Genomic DNA, 21,499 nt, shown 5'->3' with positions numbered 1-21,499 from the left:
AAACAATGCTTCTACTCAAACGTATTCATATACAAATTAGTCTATACAATGCCCTTTGGATGACAGTACTACTTCTTTCCGCCTGCGGCGGAAAGAGCAGCACTGTTTCCGGCTCTGCACAAGGAGACAGCATCCCGCTGCACTATTCTTCTAATCTCTCTCTGATAGATTACGAAAATTACATCGTTGCACAGCTACGCAATCCCTGGGATACAACAAAGATACTACACACCTATGTATTAGTAGACAAAAAGCAGCCGTTACCCCAAGAACTGCCTCAAGGTACTCTTGTCCGCACCCCACTTAGTAAAGTAGTCATCTACTCATCCGTTCATTGCAGCTTGCTAAAAGACCTCGGTGCTTTAAATAGTATTGGTGGCGTATGCGACTTGAAGTACATCAAACTACCGGAAATCGAGGAAGGATGCCGAAACGGAACCATCACCGATGTAGGTGATGGCATGAACCCCAATATCGAAAGAATCATAGACCTGCACCCCGATGCCATCCTACTTTCTCCTTTTGAAAACAGCGGCGGATACGGGCGTGTGGAAAAGTTGAATGTACCCATCATTGAATGTGCTGACTATATGGAAACCTCTTCATTGGGACGTGCCGAATGGATGCGTTTCTACGGTCTACTATTTGGTAAAAAAGCGGAAGCAGATGCTATGTTTGCTTCGGTCGAAAGAAGCTATAAGGATTTGCAGGAATTAGTAAAACCCATCTCCTTTGCTCCCTCCGTGATGTGTGATTTGAAAACAAGCTCTACCTGGTACACTCCGGGTGGCAACAGCACCATTGCCAGGCTATACGCTGATGCAGGCGCCAACTATATTTTCAGAGAAGATACACATAGCGGCTCGCTCCCCTATCCTTTCGAAGTTATCTTTGAGAAAGGTCAGCAAACGGATTTCTGGCTGATACGCTATAACCAACCTATAGATAAAACATACAAGGAACTGGAAAAAGAATTTGCCCCTTATGCAGGTTTCCGTGCTTTCAAGGAACGGAACATCTACGGATGTAATACCAACCGGGTTCCTTTTTACGAAGAAACGCCTTTCCATCCGGACTGGTTATTGAAAGATTTGATAAAAATATTTCACCCTTCACTGTTGGAAGGCTATGAGCTGAGGTATTACAAAAAACTATCAGAATAGAACTGATGATAAGAACGAAAGCAAAAGGATATATATATGGCATAGCACTGTCGGTCCTCATTCTCGTATTGATGGCTGCGAATCTCTGGTTCGGTTCAATCAATATCCCCGCCGGAGCTGTGTGGAATACTCTCATAGGAAATGAAGTAGAAAAAACCAGCTGGGTTTTTATTATCTGGGAGTCCCGTCTGCCGCAAGCCGTCACGGCATTACTATGTGGTGCCGCACTCGCAGCTTCGGGACTGATGCTACAAACGGCATTCAACAACCCACTGGCAGGTCCATCCATCCTGGGCATTAACTCAGGAGCAAGTCTTGGTGTCGCATTGGTGATGCTGGCCGGTGGAGGAAGCATTGCTACAGGAGTATTTACCTTATCCGGTTTCTTTTCCGTGATACTCGGTGCCTTCATCGGGTCGATGGTGGTAATGGGACTTATCCTTTTCTTTTCGACACTGATAAAAAGCAACATCATGCTGCTGATTACGGGTATCATGATCGGTTATATCACTTCGTCCGCTATTTCATTACTTAATTTCTTTGCTACTGCCGAAGGGGTACATTCTTATATGATATGGGGCATGGGGAACTTCGGAGGTGTCTCATTGCAACAACTCCCCTATTTCTCCATTTTCTGTCTGGCAGGTTTGTTACTTTCCATCCTTCTTATCAAACCCTTGAATGCCTTGCTGTTGGGTACGCGCTATGCTGAAAACTTAGGAGTAAACATCCGTCGCACAAGAAATCTGTTACTGATTGCCACCGGACTACTGACAGCCGTCACCACCGCCTTCTGCGGACCTGTTGCTTTCATCGGCCTAGCCGTTCCACATATCTCCCGCCTGATGCTGGGTACGTCCAATCACAATTCACTGCTTCCCGTCACTTTGCTGACAGGTGGTGTAATTGCCTTGCTCTGCAATCTGATCTGCATCCTTCCGGGTGAAGCAGGTATTATTCCCCTCAATGCGGTAACCCCTGTGCTGGGGGCGCCTGTTATCATTTATGTCATTGTCAACCAACGTAAAATACAATACTTCAACTGATGGAGAAAGCTGTTATCACCGCAAACGATTTATGCATCGGCTACCGCCAGGGAAAGCAAGAGAAACGGATACATGAACATCTCTCCTTCTGGCTCTATCCCGGAGAACTGACCTGCCTTCTGGGAGCTAATGGAACTGGTAAATCAACTCTGCTCCGCACTTTGGCGGCTTCGCAACCGGCCTTGTCAGGAGAATTATTTGTACAGGAAAAGCCATTGTCTGCCTATTCCGAAAAAGAACGTTCACGTACCATCGGAGTAGTACTGACAGACAAGACACAAGCAGGCGGACTGACTGTATATGAGTTGGTAGCTCTGGGACGACAACCTCATACGGGATTCTTCGGCAGATTGAACAAAACGGATCACTCCATCATTGAAGAGGCTCTGGAAGCTGTAAGCATCAGTCATAAAGCACACAGTTATACTGCAGAGCTATCAGATGGGGAACGACAGAAGGTCATGATTGCCAAAGCATTGGTACAGGAATGTCCGCTCATTCTGCTGGATGAACCGACAGCTTTCCTAGATGTAGTGAGTCGCATCGAAATTATGACTTTGCTTCATCGCCTGGCAGTGGAACAAAAGAAAGCAATCCTGCTTTCCACCCATGACATAGAGCAGGCATTGGTACTGGCAGATAAACTTTGGTTACTTTCAAAAGAAAACGGACTGCAATGTGGAGTAACGGAAGATATGATTCTAAGTCACCGGATGGACGGCTTGTTTTCCCGCAACGATATCCGGTTTGATTATGCGCACGGAGTATATTATCCCAAAGTGGATAGTAACCGCTGTATCATTGTGGAAGCCAATGATGAAGTATTGCTGCACTGGACAACAAATGCACTCAACCGGCATGGCTATGCTTGTTCTCCCATTTCTACGTCAGGGACGGTCGATTTGCCATACTTACAGGTATTGTCTGCCGAAGATTTCAGACTGCATAAAGAAAAGGAATACAAATTCCACTCTTTCGAACAACTACTTGCCAATGTCTGACAAAAGAAATGATATTTATATACAAACGCACTGATTTCAACTAACGCTTTATTTCTGATAATCAAAAGAATACAAAATATTAATTCTTTGTTTACAAGAAGTTGGGAATTTGCCGACAAGAAGTTAACTTCCTGTTGACAAACTCCCAACTTCTTGTAAGCTGAAAAGATGATGTTTTTCTATTATCTTACAAAAAAGTAAAAAGAAGTTTCAGCCGAAAGACCAATGAACGAGGAAAATCCGGTGAGGGCTGAAAGATCTGGAAGCCCCAAAAGGTATTTAAACTTGGTTCATCTGAAACTTCCAGTGCATGAGTTAAAACTTTCCCGGGAATTAGCTGTATATATCGGACGGGGAGTATCTATATATTGGATGTGCAACATCTATATGTCCAACGTGTTGTATCTATATATCCAATGTATTGCATCTATATATCCAACACCACCGATATATAGATGCTAAAAACACAGAGTGAGGAAGGGCATTTGCTACTTCCAACTCACGCAACTGAAATTCCGGATGATTTCTTTATTTCATCACCAGTATCTCATCCGGCAGGTATCCACTCCGGATACGCCACTCCTGCGGATAAAGATTATTAGCCCGGTTACCGATATTTTTCACAAAACCTAAAGGAACATCCTTATACGTCAACAGCACATAACCGCGTGGAGCAGTATCGGGAAGCACAATCGCTTCCTTACGCAAATAGGCAATAGCCTGTTCATACGAAATTTCTTCACGAGGAAAAACATCGGAAACCTGCACAGTGCTCATAGCAAGGGCATGATTGGGAATCAGGTCCTTGCCTTTCACTTCGGCAAGGGTAACGCCTGCCTGAATGACACGAAGAGATTGTTGGAGGACGGACAATCCGGATATATATTCTTTAGGGAAAGCCACAATATTCATTCCATTTGCAGAAATCTCATAGTCGTCTGCCGAAAGGAGCCAGGCACGGGCGGCCAATAATTGTTCCTTAGATGCTCCGGCATTAGTTTTAGATGCTGAGGCACCAGCTTTCTTCTTTCCTTGGGAAACAGTGGATTTGTAACGGATTCGTACCGTCTCTCCTTCCGGTTTACGAAGTACGGCAAGGAAAAAGCCCTCACCCTTTGTACGGTGAGGCAGAAAACGATATACAGGAAAATCTTCACCAGCAAGCAAGTTTCCGGTAATGTTCCACGCTGCCGGAGCATCTACCGGAAGTATCTCTGCACCGAATTCATCACGCATCCAGCGGATATTTTCTTCATCTTCCTGCGTATTATACGTGCAAGTGCTATAGATAAGCAATCCACCGGGTTTCAGACTGGGCCATATATCGGAGATGATACGTCGCTGACGTTGCCAGCAGATTTCCACATTCTCCGGACTCCATTCGCTGACGGCAACGGGATCTTTACGGAACATACCTTCACCGGAACAGGGAACATCGGTCAATATGACATCGAAGAAGCCTTCCAGATCAGCAAAGTCTGCCGGATCGTTATTGGTTACCACGACACCGGGATGCCCCCACTTCGTCAGATTCTCCGCCAAGATTTGCGAACGGTTACGGATCACTTCATTTGCTACCAACAGGCTGCCTGCAGGCAATACACTGCGGGCATGGGTAGATTTTCCACCGGGAGCGGCGCAAAGGTCAAGCATCACGGAAGGCGTTTCACCGATATATTGCTTTAATGCTTGCTCCACAAACATGGAAGATGCCTCCTGTACATAATAGCATCCGGCATGAAACAACGGATCGAAGGTAAACGTCAACCGACGGTCGAGATAAAATCCTGTGGAAGACCAGGGCACACGCCCGGAAGAGGTATGAAAAAGACTGAATGAAGAATCGGGTAGTTTTTCTTCATTCAGTCGTATGCTTACGGGCTGTTCGCCATTTAAGGCGTCAGCCAGTTTATTATATTCTTCATCTCCCAGGAGGAGACGGGTACGGTCTGCAAAAGATACGGGTAAATCCATGTGCCAAATTATTTTATGTCCGCAAAGGTAATGCAAATCGAATGCATAACTTTCATGCTTGCATGAAAAAGTTATGCTGAGATGCAGCTTATCTTCTTCAAAGGTAACATAAAAAGGCAATACAAGGCAAACCCGCCGGGCACTAAAAACTAAGCTTGACTCCCGCAAAGTAGGAACGAGGCGCTCCCGGACCATAAATGTAACCGGAATCGCGGGTGGCTCCTTTATCAAAATCTTTCTGATAGGAGTTGAAGATATTCTGTACTCCCACATTGAATTGCAGGCACATACCGGAAAAATCTATATCATAAGCTACCTTGGCACCCAGTTCGAAGAAATCCGGGCTCTTCACCAACAGGTCTGCCGTACCATCTACTTCAGACATCAGATGAGGCACATACATTCGCCCGGTATAATTACCGTTCAGGGCTACCGACAATGCTTTTGTAGGATTGAAAGTGGCAGTAAAGTAACCATAAACATCGGGAGTACGCAATATCCGGTCGCTATGGCGTTCTTCATCCGACAAATGTTCCTTGTCTGCACTCCACTCCTCGGGAGAATCGTACAGACTGCGTTGCACGGTCAGTCCCGCCTGCAACTGGATTTTATCACGCCAGGCGATCTTTCCTTCCAATGTACCACCATACACCTTTGCACCGGAACCGTTGACACGGGTTTGTATCAGATATCCACTACCGTTCGGATCTTCTACCGGTGCTGTCAGTACAAACGGATCGGAGAGTTTCGTGAAGAAACCTTCTATCAGCAAATTTGCCTGGAAATCACCGAAGTAATGATACCAGTCCATCGAAGCGTTCACACTGCGCGAACGTTCTTCTTTCAGATCCTTAGCACGAACGATGGAAATCAACTCGCCTCCCACATTACTTATATGTAAATCTTCGTCGAAAGCCTGCGGAGCACGGAAACCCTCAGCATAACTGAAACGGATATTTATGTCCTGCGTAGGGTTGTAGCGGATATTGGCACGGGGACTGAAAATGGCTTTGCTCATAATGCTATTCTTGTCCAGACGTCCGCCTATCAGAAAACTCCACTGCTCGCTTTTCCATTCATTCTGCACATAAGCACTCGCAATGTTCACAATCTGTTTCAAGGGATCGGGTGTATATTTATCAATCAACTGTTGCAGACGGTCTCCTGTTGCGGTGGGATCTTCCGCCAAAGCGGCATCCCGGTATTTTTGCATATCCGTTGCTTTGTCGTCCAGATTATCATGATTAAATTCTACCCCACCCGTCAAGTCGGAAGGCATAAAAAAGAGCTTATCAAAATGATAGATATACTGAACGCCCAATACACCGGTGAAATCAGTGGTATGCCCATAGGCACTGTAATAACTGTCGCGCACGATATGCTGGGCAGAGGCGTATGCATTGAACGCATGCTTCTGATCCTTGGAGAAGGCACTGAACTTCAAGCCGCCCGTATTGATGGAATGTTCGATCTGCTCCACCAGTCCGGGTTCGCCGGAACCATTCAGATTGGCATCTTCGGCAATGTGAGGCGGCAGATCAAAGCGGTTACCGCCACGACGGAATTCTTCCATGTGATGATATTCCAGATTTAACTTGGAATAGGGGCTCAGCCTATAATAAGCGTTCACGCCTACTGTCTGGTTCTTCAATTTGGGTAATTCGGAAAAACTGTCACCGTTGGAATCCCATGCCGAACGGTGGCGGTTCTGCCCGTAGATGTAAGCTCCCATTTTGTTATCCGAAGATACCAGGGAAAGGTTAAGCGTAGTATTATTGTCAAACGAACCGGAGCCATCAAAATTGGAGATAGAGTGGGCAAACGAACCTGAGTTGCGGAGAGGTTCTTTCGTAATGATATTCACTGTTCCGGCAATGGCCGAAGAGCCGAAAAGAGCCGAACCGCCTCCACGTACCACTTCCACACGCTCTATCATATTAGCGGGAATCTGCTCCAAACCGTAAACACCCGCCAGTGCAGAAAAAATGGGACGGGAATCAATCAGTATCTGTGTATATTTCCCGTCCATACCATTGATACGTACCTGTGAGTAACCACAATTCTGGCAATCGTTTTCTACACGCACGCCCGGCTGGAAGACGAGACCTTGCGACAAGGTATGCGAATTGGTCATGTCGAATAGTTTCGGAGTAACAACTTTTACCAAGGTAGGTGCCAGTCGGCGAGCGGTTTCATTACGATTGGCTGTAACAACTACGCCGTCCAAGGCTACCATATCTTCTTCCAGTTCGAAGTTTTCTTCCAGCGTCTTGCCTCGTTTAAGGGTTACTTTTCGTTCTTGTGGTTTATAACCTACGGCACTGACGGAGAGTATGAACTCACCTTCCGGAAGGTTCTTCAGAAAATAATGTCCGGTACCATCGGTCATAGTTCCGATAGTGGTCCCTTTCAGGGCTACTGTCATATAAGGAAGGTGTTCTCCTGTTTTTTTCTCTAATACGTGGCCAATAATATTGGCGTCAGATTTATTTAAATCAATTGCATAAGCGGTGTGGGAGAGCAATGTACACATCACTCCCACCACGAAAAAGATATATTTTTTCATGTAGTTCTAATTTTTAATGGATTTTAATAAGGGGAATTTCTATTGTCAATGAACTACAGGTGGTGCACGCAGACTGATGCCGCAACGAACTCGCACGCACTTGGTATGTTCTACAGCTGGAACACTCAGTACACGCAATAAAATAAGGAAAGCCGATGCGACAAAAAGAATAGCCGGTAGAGAAGAAGCTACAAAAGAAGAAAGGAAGAATATCGTTTCAACCTGCGCTTCCGTATGGCTATGTTCACCTTTGAACGGGTGGGAATGTACAATAATTACCCCATTTACCACATGCGAGTGAGTAAATAGTGTAATACCTCCTAAATATGCGATAAATAATAAAGGAAGGAACCATTTCAATATATTCCGTAACTTCTCCAAAAGCGTTTTAATATAGATTTGCGAAAGTAGCACTAATTACAATAAGAAGCAACCGGATTTAGTTGTTTTAACCGGATATAGAGCAAAATACCTACATCTTATGAGTACAAGAAGTCTGATATTACATTATTATTAAATAAAAGTGATCCATTTTTTTCGGTTATGAATGAATCAATCCCACCATCCCCCCTTTACATCTAAAATATCTGCAAATATTTTCAGATAATACCGATTTTCTAAAAAAAATATCGTCTCTTTGCAACTTTCTAACTGGCATGATACGTCTAATACACAAAGAAACAATAAAAGATAAAACAAAATATGATTATGAAACGGATAATTTTAGCACTCATCGCCGCCATGACATTATGTTCACTGGTACAGGCAAAAAACAGAACGGTTACAGAAAACGACAGTCTGGGGAACAAAAAGCGCGTGATCGAACTGCGCGATACTACCATCGACGGAAAGACAGTAACCGATACGCTCAGCATCATGACCTACGAAGGCAGTAGTTCAGACAGCAAAAGTGATAAAGGATGGAAACGCCACAACGGCAGTGGTTGGGACTGGGACTTCGATTTAGATGGCAAAACCTCTGAAACCATCATTTCAGTTACTGCCATCGTCTTCATCTTCGGTCTGCCGCTACTCATCGTCTTTACGGTATTCTTCTTCAATTACAAAAATCGAAAAGCCAAATACCGCCTTGCAGAACAAGCACTTTCGAGTGGGCAACAACTGCCTGAAGACTTCTTCAAGAATGCGGAGAAAACAGAAGATATCCGTACCAAAGGTATCAAAAACATCTTCATTGGCATCGGATTATTCATCTTCCTCTGGGCCATTACCGAGAACTTTGGAGTAGGTTGTGTCGGGCTGCTGATCATGTTCACCGGATTCGGACAATTAGTTATCTATTATACGCAAGACTCTAATAAAAAGAACAACCGGGAGAGATGAGCCAACTCAATGACATATCGTTAGTCGCACAGGTCGTGGTGTTTCGCAACACCAGGGCCTTCGACCAGTTGGTGAAAAAGTACCAGTCGCCCGTGCGACGGTTCTTCCTCAACCTGACTTGCGGCGACAACGAGTTGAGTGACGACCTGGCGCAGGACACGTTTATCAAAGCCTACACCAACCTGGCTTCATTCAAAAACCTGTCCAATTTCTCCACCTGGCTCTACCGTATTGCATATAATGTATTTTATGATTATCTTCGCAGTCGGAAAGAGACAGCCGACCTCGACACCCGGGAAGTGGATACCCGCTGGAACACCAGCCAAGATGACGTAGGACAACAGATGGACGTTTACCGGGCGCTAGCGACACTAAAAGAAATGGAACGAACCTGTATCACCTTGTTCTACATGGAAGATCAGAGCATCGAAAAGATTGCAGGTATCACGGGATGCCCGGCGGGAACAGTCAAAAGCCACCTCTCGCGGGCGAAAGAAAAAATGGCTACCTACTTAAAACAAAATGGTTATGACGGAAACAACTGATGATAAACTTTTGCAGCAGTTCTTCTCTGACAATCGGAAAGAGATAGAAGATAACGGCTTCAGCCGCCGCGTGATGCACCACCTACCCAACCGGTATTACCGGATTTCGCAGTTGTGGAGCTTGTTCTGTTTTACGCTTGCCGTAGTGTTGTTCTTTGTTCTCGACGGCTTGCAGCTTGTGCTGGGGGCCTTACGCGAAACTTTCACCAGCGCCATACAAAGCGGTGCAGCGGAACTCGATCCCAAATCACTGATTATAGTGGCAGTAGTATTGGTCTACTTAGGATATCGCAAGATTTGTTCTTTAGCATAAAGCTCATTTATTCTTGCAATAAATCCGTTTGCCCTTATAATAATTTAGTTAGCCCTTGCCTGCATTTTGCAGGTCAAGGGCTAATTTTTTTTAACTGAGCAAACATTTCTCATCAATAAATTGTATCTTTGTCGACTCAATTAGAAAAACTAACTAAGCGTAAGAAGTTTTGAGAAGAATATTATTCATCATATTATCATCTGCATTATTCTTTATAGGAAATATTCACGCGCAAGTCGCCACCAGTGACTCGCTCGTGATGCATTATCTACAACAACAAGGCATTCCGGTTACCGCCAACAATGAAGTAAAGCTTCTGATGAGCGGACGGGAGAAGTTTCTGGATCTCTTCGAAGAAATACGCCACGCCAAACATCACATTCATCTGGAATACTTCAATTTCCGCAATGACTCCATAGCCAATGCCCTATTCGACTTACTGGCTGAAAAAGTACAGGAAGGTGTGGAAGTCCGTGCTCTCTTCGACGCTTTCGGTAACTGGTCTAATAACAAACCATTAAAGAAACATCACCTGAAAGCAATCCGTGACCGGGGCATTGAAATAGTGAAATTTGACCCGATCACCTTCCCATGGATCAATCATGCCATGCATCGAGATCATAGGAAAATCGTAGTGATTGACGGCAAAATAGGATATACCGGTGGTATGAATATAGCCGACTATTACATTACGGGACTGCCCAAAATCGGTCAATGGCACGACATGCACATGCGTATTGAAGGAGATGCCGTGCGCTATCTGCAAGGTATTTTCCTCACGATGTGGAACCAGGAGACTAAACAGCACGTCGGTGGCCCTGTTTACTTTCCGGATATATCGCAACTCCCCGACAGTATAGCCGAAGAAATAGCCATAGTAGACCGTACACCGAGGGAAACTCCCCGCTCCATCAGTCACGCTTATGCAGCATCCATTGGAGCTGCGCAACACAGCATACAGATTGTGAACCCCTACTTTGTACCGACCAAATCCATCCGGAAGGCCATTAAATATGCATTAAAAAAAGGTACTGAAGTGGAAATCATGATACCTGCCGTTTCTGATATTCCTTTCACCCCGGAAGCATCCTTCTATATCGTACACAAGCTGATGAAGAAAGGGGCAAAAGTTTATCTCTTTAACGGAGGCTTCCACCATTCCAAGATTATGATGGTAGACCGGAATTTCTGTACTGTGGGTACAGCCAATCTGAATAGCCGCAGTCTGCGATATGACTTTGAAACGAATGCGTTTATTTTCGATCCTACAATCACTCACCAGTTGAATGATATGTTTGAACGGGATAAAAAGAATAGTACGCTATTGACTCCCGAAGTTTGGAAAAAGCGTTCAGGATGGAAGAAGTTTGTAGGTTGGGTGGGTAACTTAATGACACCGTTCCTTTAATTATACCACCGTTCCTCTAATTTTTAATTGAAAATTATTCTATGCTATCTGCCGAAGTTTAGTTACCTTTGGCGAGGCAAAAAAAAGATTGTCCCTTTTGTTGTTTTTAATTCGTAATCTGCAATCATGAAACAATATTTAGACTTGCTCAATCGGGTATTAACCGAGGGCGTACACAAGGAAGACCGTACCGGAACCGGTACAATCAGCGTATTCGGACATCAAATGCGCTTCAATATGGAGGATGGCTTTCCCTGCCTCACCACCAAAAAACTGCATCTGAAATCGATTATATATGAATTGCTATGGTTCCTGAATGGAGATACCAATGCCAAGTATCTGCAAGATCATGGTGTTCGCATTTGGAACGAATGGGCGGATGAGAACGGTGATCTGGGACATATTTACGGTTATCAATGGCGTTCCTGGCCTGATTACAAAGGTGGTTCCATCGATCAGATCAGTGAGGCTGTAGAAACAATTCTTCATAATCCGGATTCCCGCCGCATCATTGTCAGCGCTTGGAATGTGGGAGATATTAACAATATGAATCTTCCTCCCTGTCATGCTTTCTTTCAATTCTATGTGGCAAACGGACGGTTGAGTCTCCAACTCTATCAACGAAGTGCGGATATTTTTCTCGGTGTACCTTTCAACATTGCATCTTATGCTCTGCTGTTGCAGATGATGGCACAAGTGACCGGACTGAAAGCAGGGGATTTCATTCATACACTCGGTGATGCGCACATTTATCTGAATCATCTGGAGCAGGTCAAACTGCAACTTTCCCGCGAACCACGTCCGTTGCCGCAAATGAAGATAAACCCGGATGTGAAGAGCATCTTCGACTTCCAATATGAAGATTTCGAATTGGTAAATTACGATCCGCATCCGCATATAGCAGGTAAAGTTTCTGTTTAACAAATCATATATCCAATCATGATTAGTATCATCGCCGCCGTAGATCGCAACTTAGGAATCGGTTTCCAAAATAAATTATTATTCTGGCTTCCCAATGACTTAAAACGTTTCAAGGCATTGACCACAGGAAACACCATCATCATGGGAAGAAAAACATTCGAGTCCCTGCCTAAAGGCGCACTGCCCAACCGAAGGAATGTGGTGCTTTCATCTAATCCTGCGACTCAATGTCCCGGTGCAGAAGTATTCCCTACCCTTGAAGCAGCTTTGCAAAGCTGTCAGCCTGAGGAACAAGTATATATTATCGGCGGAGCAAGTGTATATAAACAGGCAATGCCATTGGCAGACATGCTTTGCCTGACGGAAATCGATGCCGAAGCACCTCAGGTAGATGCTTACTTCCCTGCCGTAGAGTCCGCAATATGGCATGAAAAAAGCAGGGAATCTCATCTTGTTGACGAGAAACATCCCTGCCCTTATGCATTTGTGGATTATATCCGTAAGTAATTCCTAATCTTCATCCATCTCCACCATGATTGGCATCTGCCGTTTTATGGCTTCATGGAAGGATATTAGTGTTTCTGTGCGCGCTAACCCCAACGGCTGTAATTTATCGTGGATAATGCTCAGCAAATGGTGGTTATTGCGTGCGTAAAGTTTAATAAACATATCATATTTACCCGTCGTAAAGTGACATTCCACAACTTCGGGAATAGCTTCAAGTGCCTTTGTCACTGCGTCAAAAGATTCCGGATCTTTCAGATAAATGCCAATATAGGCACAAGTCTCATAACCTATTTTTTCCGGATCGATGACGTACTCCGAACCTTTCAAGATACCTAAATTCGTCAATTTTTGTATGCGTTGATGTATGGCTGCACCGGAAACATTGCAAGCTCTCGCCACTTCCAGGAAAGGAATACGGGCATTATCTGCAATCAATTTCAGTATTTGCTCGTCTAAAGTATCCAATTGATGATGTCCCATTTCTAATTTTATGATTAATAAATAACGATTGCTTCACCGTATTCTCATACGATAATGTGCAAAGTTAGCGAAATTTTTCCCAATAAAAATACGATTTATTACTTTTCTTGCTAAAAAATGAATAAACCCACAGTTACGATAAACAGGGTGAAAAGAAGATAAGCTGCATCTCGGCATAACTTTTTCATGCGAGCATGAAAGTTCTGCGCTCAATTTGCATTATCTTTGCCTATAACTACAAAATTAGATTGTTATGAAAAAATATCTTGTACTTGCATTGTGCTTACTGATGGTTACAATAGGCCATGCGCAAAACTACACTGAGTATTTTGCCGATAAAACATTGCGTATTGATTATATCTTTACAGGAAATGCCGCCCGCCAGAATGTATGTCTGGATGAACTGTCCGTACTTCCATCATGGGCCGGAAGGCGTCATCATTTAGCTGAATTACCTTTGCAAGGTAATGGACAAATCATCATGAAGGATTTGGAAAGTGGAAAGACAATCTATACTACTTCTTTCTCTTCCCTCTTTCAAGAGTGGCTGGAAACGGACGAAGCCAAGGCTGTCACCAAAGGATTTGAAAATACCTTCTTACTGCCTTACCCGCTCCGTCCTGTGGAAATAGAGATCACCCTGTTAAGCCCGAGAAAAGAAGTGCGTACACATCTGACGCACACTGTACGCCCCGATGATATACTTATTCATCAGAAAGGAACTGCACACATCACTCCACATAAATATCTGCTAAAGAATGGTGAAACTGACAAGTGCATCGACGTGGCCATTCTTGCCGAAGGATATACTCCTGCAGAAATGAACGTATTCTATCAGGATGCGGAAATCGCCTGTGAAAGCCTATTCTCACACGAACCGTTCAAGAGTATGAAAGATCGCTTCAATATTGTAGCTGTTGCCAGCCCATCTGATGACACAGGGGTAAGTGTTCCCCGTTTGGGAGAATGGAAACATACAGCCTTTAGTTCCCATTTCAGTACATTCTATTCTGACCGTTATCTGACTACCCGTCGTGTCAAATCCATACACGATGCTTTGGCAGGAATACCATATGAACACATTATTATTCTTGCCAATACTGAAGAGTATGGAGGTGGTGGCATCTATAATGCTTATACCCTGACTACAGCTCATCACCCAATGTTCCGTCCGGTAGTTGTACACGAGTTCGGACACAGTTTCGGAGGGTTGGCCGATGAATATTTCTACGACGATGATGTCATGACAGATACCTACCCATTGGATATAGAACCTTGGGAACAAAATATAAGTACCCGTATCGATTTCGCTTCTAAATGGGAAGATATGCTCATTAAAGGTACTCCTATTCCTACCCCTGTCAACGAACAGGCAAAGTATCCGGTAGGAGTATATGAAGGAGGTGGATATTCAGCCAAAGGCATATTCCGTCCCGCTGATAACTGCCGCATGCGCACCAATGAATATCCAACATTCTGCCCGGTATGCCAACGATCACTGCAAAGACTCATTGATTTTTATACCAAATAATAAGAGAAACTAAACTTTAAAGACCAACATTATGATCAGACTTCAACGTATCAGCACCGCTGATGAATTTTTGTATGAGTACATGGAACAGTTAATAACTGCCGCCTTTCCGCCTGAAGAATACCGACCGTTAGAAGAACTGCGCCTGTACACTGATAGCAAACCTCATTTCTATAACAATATTATTTTCCACCATGATACTCCTGTAGGATTCATTACCTATTGGGATTTCGGCAAATTCTATTACGTAGAACACTTTGCTGTTGATCCGGCCCAGCGTAATGGCGGACATGGAAAGAACGTTTTAAATCATTTATGCGAGTTGCTTCAACACCCTATTGTTCTGGAAGTGGAAATGCCGGAAGAAGAAATGGCTCAAAGGCGTATTAATTTCTACAAGCGCCAAGGATTTGTTCTTTGGGAGAAACCATATCTTCAGCCTCCATACAGACCCGGGGATGATTATTTACCCATGCTACTTATGGCACACGGAAATTTAGAGTGTGAAAGAGATTTTGAAACAGTAAAAAACTCTATATATCGGGAAGTATATAACGTACAAAAATAAAAAAATAAAGGGTGCCTATTCGAAATAAGCACCCTTTATTTATATAGTTTGATTTAACTTCTTACTGACGCGGCTGCGCAGAATAGTTAAGTTTCAATGCATAAGCTTTACGAAGAGCTTCTTTGATATCTGTTACGATACCCATTTTCGTATCTTGATCCACTTTCAAAGAAACAGTCATCTGCGGTTGATCTTCTTCCTTCATACTGGCACGTTCACCAATAATATAATCTTGGATTTCAGCAACTTCAGCATAGCTGTCGTTCAATTGGATACGGCTTTCATTACCCAGTTTCTTACGGAACTCAGCTGTAGGCTTTCCTACATAGATAAACGTAACCAAAGATTTCTTTTCCAGTTTTTCCAACTCAGTAGCTTGCGGAACCTTAAACTCAACCTTTAATGTTACCTCACGCATTGTTGTTACAATCATAAAGAAGAACAACAAAGTAAAGATAAGGTCAGGCAGAGAAGAAGTATTCAACGCAGGCATTTCGCGTTTACCAGTCTTATTAAATTTTCCCATTACTTCTTTTCTCCGTACTTTTTAGGTTCTGCCTCAGAGATCTTCTGAGGATAAATATCACGAATTGCTTTTTGTTGGTCTTCGTCCAAAGCAGCATAGTCCTTTCCCCATTTCTCCTGAGCCAATTCATCTCTCAACTCATTGTAAGCAGCTACCAGCTCATTCTGAACAGCTAAGTATGCTTTATAGGAAGAACCACGGTCACAACGCAAAGAAATTACATGCTTTTCCGTAATCTGCATAGTCCCGAAGAAAGGAATGTCTTTCGCATGCTTTTCCGGTTTAGACTCATCATTATACGGGTTGGCAATGAATTCTTTTGCCTTATCTCTCAACTGATCTACATTAACATATTCTCCACTACACATCAACTGGTCGTTCATGTTCAGGAAGACTGTCATGACGTTACGCTCCTTAACCTTATCTGAATCGTCTTTCTTTTGGTCTTGCTCGGGTGGTGGTGGCAAACGTCTTGCCAAACCACGGTCCGTATCCATAGAAGTCGTAATCAAGAAGAAGATCAACAATAGGAAAGCAATATCCGCTGTAGAACTTGAGTTTATATCAGGAACTTTTCTTTTTCCTTTTGCCATTGTAATTACTCCATTAGATTGAGTTCCCTCAATCGATTATGATAATTTCTTTTTAATACTACTGAAAAGCATTGCAAGAACAGTTGCTCCTAGTAAGAAATAAATAGTATACAAGAACATATCAGTTACCTTCAACCAAAACGGAACATTATCAGTTCCACTATAACCTGGTATATTCATCTGTTCTCCACTACCCATAGACCAAGCAACGATCATTACAACAACCAGCAAAATAACACCTAACAGTGATTTCAAAGCTTTTACAGGATTATCTTTTAATGCGCTACCAAATTGTAGGATAAACGCAGCTACCATTGCAACAACAGTCAAAGCAAACAAACCATACATTAAGTACAGCAGACTTTCTGTCTGTGCAGGCTGCCACATCTCGGGATCAACGCCCGTCAGTACTGCATCGCCCTGAGCATCTCCACCAAAGTAGAATAAGCCCAATACCACTAAAATAGCGGCGAATAAAACATACAGTACATAATATGATACTCTATATGATAATTTAGCCATTTCTCTTATTTTTTGTATTTCAAGTTATATTTGATAACCATGTCCAACAGAGTGATAGAAGAATCTTCCATTTCGCTGGTCAAAGCCTCGATCTTAGACAGGATATAGTTGTAGAATACCTGCAGGATCAAAGCAACGATCAAACCGAAGATAGTTGTAATCAAGGCAACTTTCATACCACCTGCTACAACCGTCGGAGAAATATCACCTACTTGTTGAATCTTATCAAATGCCTGCACCATACCGATTACAGTACCCAAGAATCCCAAAGACGGAGCCATTGCGATGAACAGTGTAATCCAAGAGCAACCTTTTTCCAGGTAACCAGCTTGTACACCACCGTAAGATACTACAGACTTCTCAACTACGTCAAGACCTTGATCGATTCTCAATAAGCCTTGGTAATAAATAGAAGCGATAGGACCTCTTGTACTACGTGCGATGTCTTTAGCAGCTTCTACGTCGCCTTTTTCCAAAGCAGCTTCAATAGCAGCCAAGAACTTCTTTGTGTTGATTTCAGCTAAGCTCAAATAAATGATACGTTCAATACAGAATGCAAGACCGATAACCAAAGCAATAGCAACCAAACTCATGAAAGATGCAGTACCTTCAATAAACTTAGTTTTAATTTCCTTGTGAATACCACCTTCTTCTGCTTCTACAGTAGCATCACCGGCAGGAGCCGCCTGAGCTGCAGGAGCAGCTTGTTCTGTTTGTTCCGCTGCAGGAGCATCTTGAGCCTGAGCAAGTTGAGTTGAGCCAAATGTTAAGACTCCCATCACAGCAACAATTGCAAATAACTTTTTCATTGTGTGTCTAATTTTTAAGATTAATTAATTAATTTGTTTATTATATTCATTTATTGTTTTTGTTTTTTCTTTCATCCTGCGGAGAGACGGGGATTCGAACCCCGGATACCCTTTAGAGGTATACACGCTTTCCAGGCGTGCCTCTTCAACCACTCGAGCATCTCTCCAATAGAGGCCTCTTTCAAAAACGGCTGCAAATTACAAAAAAAATGCGAACCACAAGCGTTTTCAGCTACAAATGTATTCTTTTTTTCGTTCTTGCCCTTCATTCTCCCCGTTTTATCTTTAATAAAATCTCAAAATTAATAAACTTTAAAATCTTTCCGATGTTATTTGAGCATTCCAAACACTTTTAAAGCGTTTTCCGAAGTAACGTCTCCAACAGCCTCAGGAGACATCCCGTAAATTTCAGAGACCTTCATCAAAGTATCCTTCACATAGGCGCTTTCATTCCTCTTACCACGATTCGGGACTGGAGTCAGATAAGGAGAATCTGTTTCAAGAACAATTTTTTCTAATGGTATTCCTGCCAAAATTTCCGGAAGGTGGGACTTCTTAAAAGTAACCACACCATTAATTCCAATGAAGAAATCGGAAAACTCCAATACACGGGTAGCTTCCTCTGCCGTTCCTGTAAAGCTATGGAATATTCCTCTTAAAGGAGTCTTTTTGTAAGGTTCCAGCACCTTATATATATAATCAAAGGCATCCCGGCAATGGATTACTATAGGAAGATCATATTCCAAAGCCCAGTTGACTTGTTTATCCAGTACTATTTGCTGCTCTTTCAGGTAAGTTTTATCCCAATAAAGATCCATGCCGATCTCCCCTATAGCAACATATTCCTTAGAAAACTTCAATTCGCGAGCAACTATTTCCAATTCTTTTTCATAATTGGCATTGACAGAAGTAGGATGCAAACCAATCATAGGAAAACAGTATCCTTTATAGACGCTACAGGCTGACAGCATTGCTTCAATAGTCGTACTGTCAATATTGGGCATAAATATATGAGTTACTCCGGCAGCACGTGCACGCTCAATAACCTGTGGGAAATCCTCTGAAAACTCCTCCAAAAAAAGATGGGAATGTGTATCTATCAATCTCATTCGTTTACTTTTTCTATTCGTTTCTCACCAGTACGATAATAATAAATCAGCCCGTAATCACGACATAATTCCAATCGTTTTTCATTGGGAGAAACATCTTCAAACTTTTTTTCCACTTGATTCCATATATCCAAGATCAATTCATCGGCAGTAGTTCGCATAGTAGAAAGAGAATCTAAACTACGGGCAGTTAAAGCCTGCAAATTTTTCTGTCGGTCATAACTATCTGTAAAAATATCATAATGAACTCTAACCTTCGCAATAGTAGGATTATAAATAGGAATCCCCCCTTGAGAAGTTCGTTTGGTTTCTCCATCTATAATTTTTCGCCCCCACTCCACCAAGGCTGCCTCCGTCGATAAATCCGGTACATTTGAACTATCAGTCGGCAAACCATAATAAGATTTATGGGCTGCACGCACTTCCGAACGAATAACAGCCAAGTTCAATACCTGAATGAAATGAGAAATATACAAACGAGCCATCTTTACATTGGCCTGATGCTTACGCCCTGCTTGCGACTGACGTTCAAAGCATTGGACATAATACGATTGGGCGGCTTCAAATCTCATCAAGAAATTCCGGGCTTCAGTCAACGTCTTTAAAGAAACTGCCAAATCATAGAGGTTATGGGTATCAGCTTTTGCAACCACTGCTTTCAGTGCCCGTATTCTCGCCTGGTCTGTATTTGGTAATCTTCTATAAGGCATAGTTACAAAAAAGCACAGTTAAACTTCTCTGTGTATCAAATTTTCTATTATCTTTTTCAGTTCTTCTTTTTTTTCTTCTGCAATACTGACAGCTGCAAGGCTTTCCATTGCCCGGTTGCTATATTCCAATATCTTATTTTCGCAAACTGCTTTTACACCAATCCGGTCATACAGTTCCGTCACAGCTGCAATTTTCTCTGCCGGCTGGAAAGTCTCTGCGTTTATCCAGCTATTCAACTGGTTATGCTGATCCGCATTCGCATGCTCCAATGCTTTAATCAGCATATATGTTTTTTTATTACAGAGAATATCCCCACCTATATTTTTTCCAAACACTTTAGCATTGCCATATACATCCAGCAAATCATCTTTCAACTGGAAGGCAACACCTATATGCATACCAAAATCATATAAACGATCAGCGTCTTCTACCGAAGCGCCCCCCAAACGAGCTCCAATCTTCAGACTTGCCGCCAACAACACGGCAGTTTTCAGACGAATCATCTCCAGATATTCTTCTGCAGTTACATCATTCCTCTGCTCAAACTCCATATCCATTTGCTGACCTTCACAAATTTCAAGTGCCGTCAAACTGAAAAGATCCATAACCTCTTTCAGAAAAGTCGAAGGACATTCTGCCATAAACTGATAGGCAAGCACCAACATCGCATCTCCCGAAAGGATAGCAGTATTATCATTCCAAACTTTGTGGACAGTTTCTTTTCCTCTACGGCGATCCGCACGATCCATCAAATCATCATGCAAAAGAGTATAATTATGATAAACTTCGATACCTGTGGCCGGAGCATAGATACGGGTCACATCTTCCTTGTACAAATTATAAGCCAGTAACATTAACACCGGGCGAATTCTTTTTCCACCCATAGATAATACATATTCTACCGGAGCATACAATCCTTTCGGAGTACGCGTAAATTGTAAGCCAGCAATATGAGAATTAAAATTTTCGAGAAGCTCGGAAGCTGTAAACATAATGATAGTAAATTTAGGAGAATAGTAGGAATAAAAAGAGGCTGCCCAAAAGCAGCCTCCTTTTTATATAGATAACGTATTACTGCAATCTAAACATTACAGGCACCGTATATTTAACGCGTACCGGTTTACCGCGCTGCATACCAGGTTTCCATTTCGGCATGGTACCAATCACACGAAGTGCTTCTTTATCCAGATACGGGTCAACACCTCTTATGACTTTGGCATCTACAATACTACCGTCCTTGTTAACAACGAACTGTACTGTTACACGACCTTGCGTACCATTTTCCTGGGCGATAGTCGGATATTTGATGTTCTTGCTCAAGAATTGCATCAAACCAGCCATACCACCATTCGGGAATTCAGGCATTTGTTCTACAACCTCAAAAATGGTTTGTTCTTCCGGTTCTTCTTCTACAACAGTTACAGGCACATATTTTACTTCTACTGCCTTACCTGTTTCTTCTGAAGAGGCGATAACTGTTTCTTCCACATCAGCATCATCCGCTACGATTTCCAACGTTTCGTTAATCGGAGCTACTTCAGGAGGAGGAGGAGCTACTTTTTCTTCCTGTTCAGTGATAGGAACCATTTCTTCTTCAAAATAGAGATCAGTAAGTGCCTGGCTTGTATCAATCTTGATATCGCGCTTCGTCCATTCAAATGCTATAAACATAAAGGCAAGCACAATAACATAACCAATAAGCATCCAAGTCGATTTCTTGTTCTCCAAATCTGCTTTAGGTGTTTTCTTAATTTCCATAATTATAATATTATTTTAACGTGTTTCTCATTTTGGGCAAATATAGTACTTTTTCCGCAAAACGTTCAGCCGTACTATCTTTTTTAAGACAATATGCACCCATT

Annotated in this window: 23 protein-coding genes and 1 tRNA gene; 11 read left to right on the top strand and 13 right to left on the bottom strand. The window is 42.8% G+C overall.

Annotation, left to right across the window (positions count from 1 at the left end; genetic code table 11):
* The first annotated feature begins 59 nt into the window (after positions 1-59).
* Genes K429_RS0103590 through K429_RS0103580 form a run of 3 tightly spaced genes read left to right on the top strand, consistent with a single transcriptional unit; the run spans position 60 to position 3,210 of the window.
* Complete coding sequence (locus K429_RS0103590; RefSeq protein WP_231501803.1) at positions 60-1,163, top strand: ABC transporter substrate-binding protein; 1,104 nt, start codon at positions 60-62, stop codon at positions 1,161-1,163.
* A 5-nt stretch (positions 1,164-1,168) separates the two neighbouring features.
* Positions 1,169-2,209 carry an iron ABC transporter permease gene (locus K429_RS0103585; protein WP_025726066.1) on the top strand — a complete coding sequence of 347 codons (1,041 nt, stop codon included), beginning with the start codon at positions 1,169-1,171 and terminating at the stop codon, positions 2,207-2,209.
* Positions 2,209-3,210: an ABC transporter ATP-binding protein gene (locus K429_RS0103580; RefSeq protein ID WP_025726065.1), complete on the top strand. Its 1,002-nt coding sequence runs from the start codon at positions 2,209-2,211 to the stop codon at positions 3,208-3,210. Before K429_RS0103585 ends, K429_RS0103580 begins: the two co-directional genes overlap by 1 nt.
* A gap of 528 nt (positions 3,211-3,738) precedes the next feature.
* Here K429_RS0103580 and K429_RS0103575 read toward each other — a convergent pair.
* From K429_RS0103575 to K429_RS0103565, 3 genes are all read right to left on the bottom strand, one after another.
* Positions 3,739-5,184, bottom strand: coding sequence for an rRNA cytosine-C5-methyltransferase (locus K429_RS0103575; RefSeq protein WP_025726064.1), 1,446 nt, complete (start codon positions 5,182-5,184; stop codon positions 3,739-3,741).
* A 142-nt stretch (positions 5,185-5,326) separates the two neighbouring features.
* Positions 5,327-7,750 carry a TonB-dependent receptor gene (locus tag K429_RS0103570; RefSeq protein WP_025726063.1) on the bottom strand — a complete coding sequence of 808 codons (2,424 nt, stop codon included), beginning with the start codon at positions 7,748-7,750 and terminating at the stop codon, positions 5,327-5,329.
* A gap of 45 nt (positions 7,751-7,795) precedes the next feature.
* Positions 7,796-8,131, bottom strand: coding sequence for a hypothetical protein (locus K429_RS0103565; protein ID WP_007210410.1), 336 nt, complete (start codon positions 8,129-8,131; stop codon positions 7,796-7,798).
* 327 nt (positions 8,132-8,458) lie between these two features.
* On the opposite strand from K429_RS0103565, the gene K429_RS0103560 reads away from it, so the two are divergent.
* From K429_RS0103560 to K429_RS0103535, 6 genes are all read left to right on the top strand, one after another.
* Positions 8,459-9,094 (top strand): DUF6249 domain-containing protein, encoded by a 636-nt coding sequence (locus K429_RS0103560; protein WP_007218984.1) that lies wholly within the window; start codon positions 8,459-8,461, stop codon positions 9,092-9,094.
* Positions 9,091-9,639, top strand: coding sequence for an RNA polymerase sigma factor (locus K429_RS0103555; RefSeq protein WP_007210408.1), 549 nt, complete (start codon positions 9,091-9,093; stop codon positions 9,637-9,639). The genes K429_RS0103560 and K429_RS0103555 overlap by 4 nt, the downstream gene beginning before the upstream one ends.
* Positions 9,623-9,952 carry a DUF5056 domain-containing protein gene (locus tag K429_RS0103550; protein ID WP_007218983.1) on the top strand — a complete coding sequence of 110 codons (330 nt, stop codon included), beginning with the start codon at positions 9,623-9,625 and terminating at the stop codon, positions 9,950-9,952. The genes K429_RS0103555 and K429_RS0103550 overlap by 17 nt, the downstream gene beginning before the upstream one ends.
* Before the next feature lie 223 nt (positions 9,953-10,175).
* Positions 10,176-11,360 (top strand): cardiolipin synthase, encoded by a 1,185-nt coding sequence (cls, locus tag K429_RS0103545; protein WP_255347626.1) that lies wholly within the window; start codon positions 10,176-10,178, stop codon positions 11,358-11,360.
* A 126-nt stretch (positions 11,361-11,486) separates the two neighbouring features.
* On the top strand, positions 11,487-12,281 hold the full coding sequence (locus K429_RS0103540) for a thymidylate synthase (RefSeq protein WP_007210405.1): 795 nt from the start codon (positions 11,487-11,489) through the stop codon (positions 12,279-12,281).
* Positions 12,282-12,299: 18 nt separating this feature from the next.
* Positions 12,300-12,788, top strand: coding sequence for a dihydrofolate reductase (locus tag K429_RS0103535; protein ID WP_025726061.1), 489 nt, complete (start codon positions 12,300-12,302; stop codon positions 12,786-12,788).
* 3 nt (positions 12,789-12,791) lie between these two features.
* Here the strand turns inward: K429_RS0103535 and K429_RS0103530 are convergent, their stop codons facing one another.
* The gene (locus K429_RS0103530; protein WP_007210403.1) at positions 12,792-13,268 is read right to left on the bottom strand and encodes an Lrp/AsnC family transcriptional regulator; all 477 of its coding nucleotides are present in this window, start codon (positions 13,266-13,268) and stop codon (positions 12,792-12,794) included.
* A gap of 253 nt (positions 13,269-13,521) precedes the next feature.
* Here K429_RS0103530 and K429_RS0103525 point away from each other — a divergent pair, with 253 nt between their 5' ends.
* Together K429_RS0103525 and K429_RS0103520 are read left to right on the top strand one after the other, a co-directional pair.
* The gene (locus K429_RS0103525; RefSeq protein WP_007218980.1) at positions 13,522-14,799 is read left to right on the top strand and encodes an IgA Peptidase M64; all 1,278 of its coding nucleotides are present in this window, start codon (positions 13,522-13,524) and stop codon (positions 14,797-14,799) included.
* 31 nt (positions 14,800-14,830) lie between these two features.
* Positions 14,831-15,367, top strand: a complete 537-nt coding sequence (locus K429_RS0103520) for a GNAT family N-acetyltransferase (protein WP_025726060.1) — start codon at positions 14,831-14,833, stop codon at positions 15,365-15,367.
* A 61-nt stretch (positions 15,368-15,428) separates the two neighbouring features.
* Here the strand turns inward: K429_RS0103520 and K429_RS0103515 are convergent, their stop codons facing one another.
* The 9 genes from K429_RS0103515 to K429_RS0103475 form a co-directional block, all read right to left on the bottom strand.
* The gene (locus tag K429_RS0103515) at positions 15,429-15,893 is read right to left on the bottom strand and encodes a biopolymer transporter ExbD (protein ID WP_007210400.1); all 465 of its coding nucleotides are present in this window, start codon (positions 15,891-15,893) and stop codon (positions 15,429-15,431) included.
* Positions 15,893-16,486: a biopolymer transporter ExbD gene (locus K429_RS0103510; protein WP_007218978.1), complete on the bottom strand. Its 594-nt coding sequence runs from the start codon at positions 16,484-16,486 to the stop codon at positions 15,893-15,895. Before K429_RS0103510 ends, K429_RS0103515 begins: the two co-directional genes overlap by 1 nt.
* 36 nt (positions 16,487-16,522) lie before the next feature.
* Positions 16,523-17,008 (bottom strand): hypothetical protein, encoded by a 486-nt coding sequence (locus K429_RS0103505; RefSeq protein WP_007218977.1) that lies wholly within the window; start codon positions 17,006-17,008, stop codon positions 16,523-16,525.
* A 5-nt stretch (positions 17,009-17,013) separates the two neighbouring features.
* Positions 17,014-17,817 carry a MotA/TolQ/ExbB proton channel family protein gene (locus K429_RS0103500; RefSeq protein ID WP_007210397.1) on the bottom strand — a complete coding sequence of 268 codons (804 nt, stop codon included), beginning with the start codon at positions 17,815-17,817 and terminating at the stop codon, positions 17,014-17,016.
* Positions 17,818-17,896: 79 nt separating this feature from the next.
* Positions 17,897-17,984 (bottom strand) — tRNA-Ser (locus K429_RS0103495).
* A gap of 162 nt (positions 17,985-18,146) precedes the next feature.
* Positions 18,147-18,926 carry a TatD family hydrolase gene (locus K429_RS0103490; RefSeq protein ID WP_025726059.1) on the bottom strand — a complete coding sequence of 260 codons (780 nt, stop codon included), beginning with the start codon at positions 18,924-18,926 and terminating at the stop codon, positions 18,147-18,149.
* Complete coding sequence (locus K429_RS0103485; RefSeq protein ID WP_007210395.1) at positions 18,923-19,636, bottom strand: hypothetical protein; 714 nt, start codon at positions 19,634-19,636, stop codon at positions 18,923-18,925. The genes K429_RS0103490 and K429_RS0103485 overlap by 4 nt, the downstream gene beginning before the upstream one ends.
* Positions 19,637-19,654: 18 nt before the next feature.
* Positions 19,655-20,629, bottom strand: coding sequence for a polyprenyl synthetase family protein (locus K429_RS0103480; RefSeq protein ID WP_007210394.1), 975 nt, complete (start codon positions 20,627-20,629; stop codon positions 19,655-19,657).
* Positions 20,630-20,708: 79 nt separating this feature from the next.
* Positions 20,709-21,395 (bottom strand): energy transducer TonB, encoded by a 687-nt coding sequence (locus tag K429_RS0103475; protein ID WP_007210393.1) that lies wholly within the window; start codon positions 21,393-21,395, stop codon positions 20,709-20,711.
* Between the last annotated feature and the right edge of the window lie 104 nt (positions 21,396-21,499).

Origin of the sequence: Bacteroides sp. 14(A), from assembly GCF_000526555.1 — a bacterium.
Taxonomy (GTDB): Bacteria; Bacteroidota; Bacteroidia; order Bacteroidales; family Bacteroidaceae; genus Bacteroides; species Bacteroides cellulosilyticus.
Note: the sequence above shows the minus strand (reverse complement) of the source record. Positions and strands in the feature narration are given on the sequence as shown.

Coding starts and splice junctions, on each gene's coding strand:
- K429_RS0103485 (WP_007210395.1), bottom strand. CDS start 19,636: ATGCCTTATAGAAGATTACCAAATACAGACCAGGCGAGAATACGGGCA.
- K429_RS0103590 (WP_231501803.1), top strand. CDS start 60: ATGACAGTACTACTTCTTTCCGCCTGCGGCGGAAAGAGCAGCACTGTT.
- K429_RS0103530 (WP_007210403.1), bottom strand. CDS start 13,268: ATGGGACATCATCAATTGGATACTTTAGACGAGCAAATACTGAAATTG.
- K429_RS0103585 (WP_025726066.1), top strand. CDS start 1,169: ATGATAAGAACGAAAGCAAAAGGATATATATATGGCATAGCACTGTCG.
- K429_RS0103490 (WP_025726059.1), bottom strand. CDS start 18,926: ATGAGATTGATAGATACACATTCCCATCTTTTTTTGGAGGAGTTTTCA.
- K429_RS0103480 (WP_007210394.1), bottom strand. CDS start 20,629: ATGTTTACAGCTTCCGAGCTTCTCGAAAATTTTAATTCTCATATTGCT.
- K429_RS0103475 (WP_007210393.1), bottom strand. CDS start 21,395: ATGGAAATTAAGAAAACACCTAAAGCAGATTTGGAGAACAAGAAATCG.
- K429_RS0103525 (WP_007218980.1), top strand. CDS start 13,522: ATGAAAAAATATCTTGTACTTGCATTGTGCTTACTGATGGTTACAATA.
- K429_RS0103570 (WP_025726063.1), bottom strand. CDS start 7,750: ATGAAAAAATATATCTTTTTCGTGGTGGGAGTGATGTGTACATTGCTC.
- K429_RS0103510 (WP_007218978.1), bottom strand. CDS start 16,486: ATGGCAAAAGGAAAAAGAAAAGTTCCTGATATAAACTCAAGTTCTACA.
- K429_RS0103505 (WP_007218977.1), bottom strand. CDS start 17,008: ATGGCTAAATTATCATATAGAGTATCATATTATGTACTGTATGTTTTA.
- K429_RS0103560 (WP_007218984.1), top strand. CDS start 8,459: ATGAAACGGATAATTTTAGCACTCATCGCCGCCATGACATTATGTTCA.
- K429_RS0103515 (WP_007210400.1), bottom strand. CDS start 15,893: ATGGGAAAATTTAATAAGACTGGTAAACGCGAAATGCCTGCGTTGAAT.
- K429_RS0103575 (WP_025726064.1), bottom strand. CDS start 5,184: ATGGATTTACCCGTATCTTTTGCAGACCGTACCCGTCTCCTCCTGGGA.
- K429_RS0103555 (WP_007210408.1), top strand. CDS start 9,091: ATGAGCCAACTCAATGACATATCGTTAGTCGCACAGGTCGTGGTGTTT.
- K429_RS0103520 (WP_025726060.1), top strand. CDS start 14,831: ATGATCAGACTTCAACGTATCAGCACCGCTGATGAATTTTTGTATGAG.
- K429_RS0103550 (WP_007218983.1), top strand. CDS start 9,623: ATGACGGAAACAACTGATGATAAACTTTTGCAGCAGTTCTTCTCTGAC.
- K429_RS0103580 (WP_025726065.1), top strand. CDS start 2,209: ATGGAGAAAGCTGTTATCACCGCAAACGATTTATGCATCGGCTACCGC.
- K429_RS0103540 (WP_007210405.1), top strand. CDS start 11,487: ATGAAACAATATTTAGACTTGCTCAATCGGGTATTAACCGAGGGCGTA.
- K429_RS0103535 (WP_025726061.1), top strand. CDS start 12,300: ATGATTAGTATCATCGCCGCCGTAGATCGCAACTTAGGAATCGGTTTC.
- K429_RS0103500 (WP_007210397.1), bottom strand. CDS start 17,817: ATGAAAAAGTTATTTGCAATTGTTGCTGTGATGGGAGTCTTAACATTT.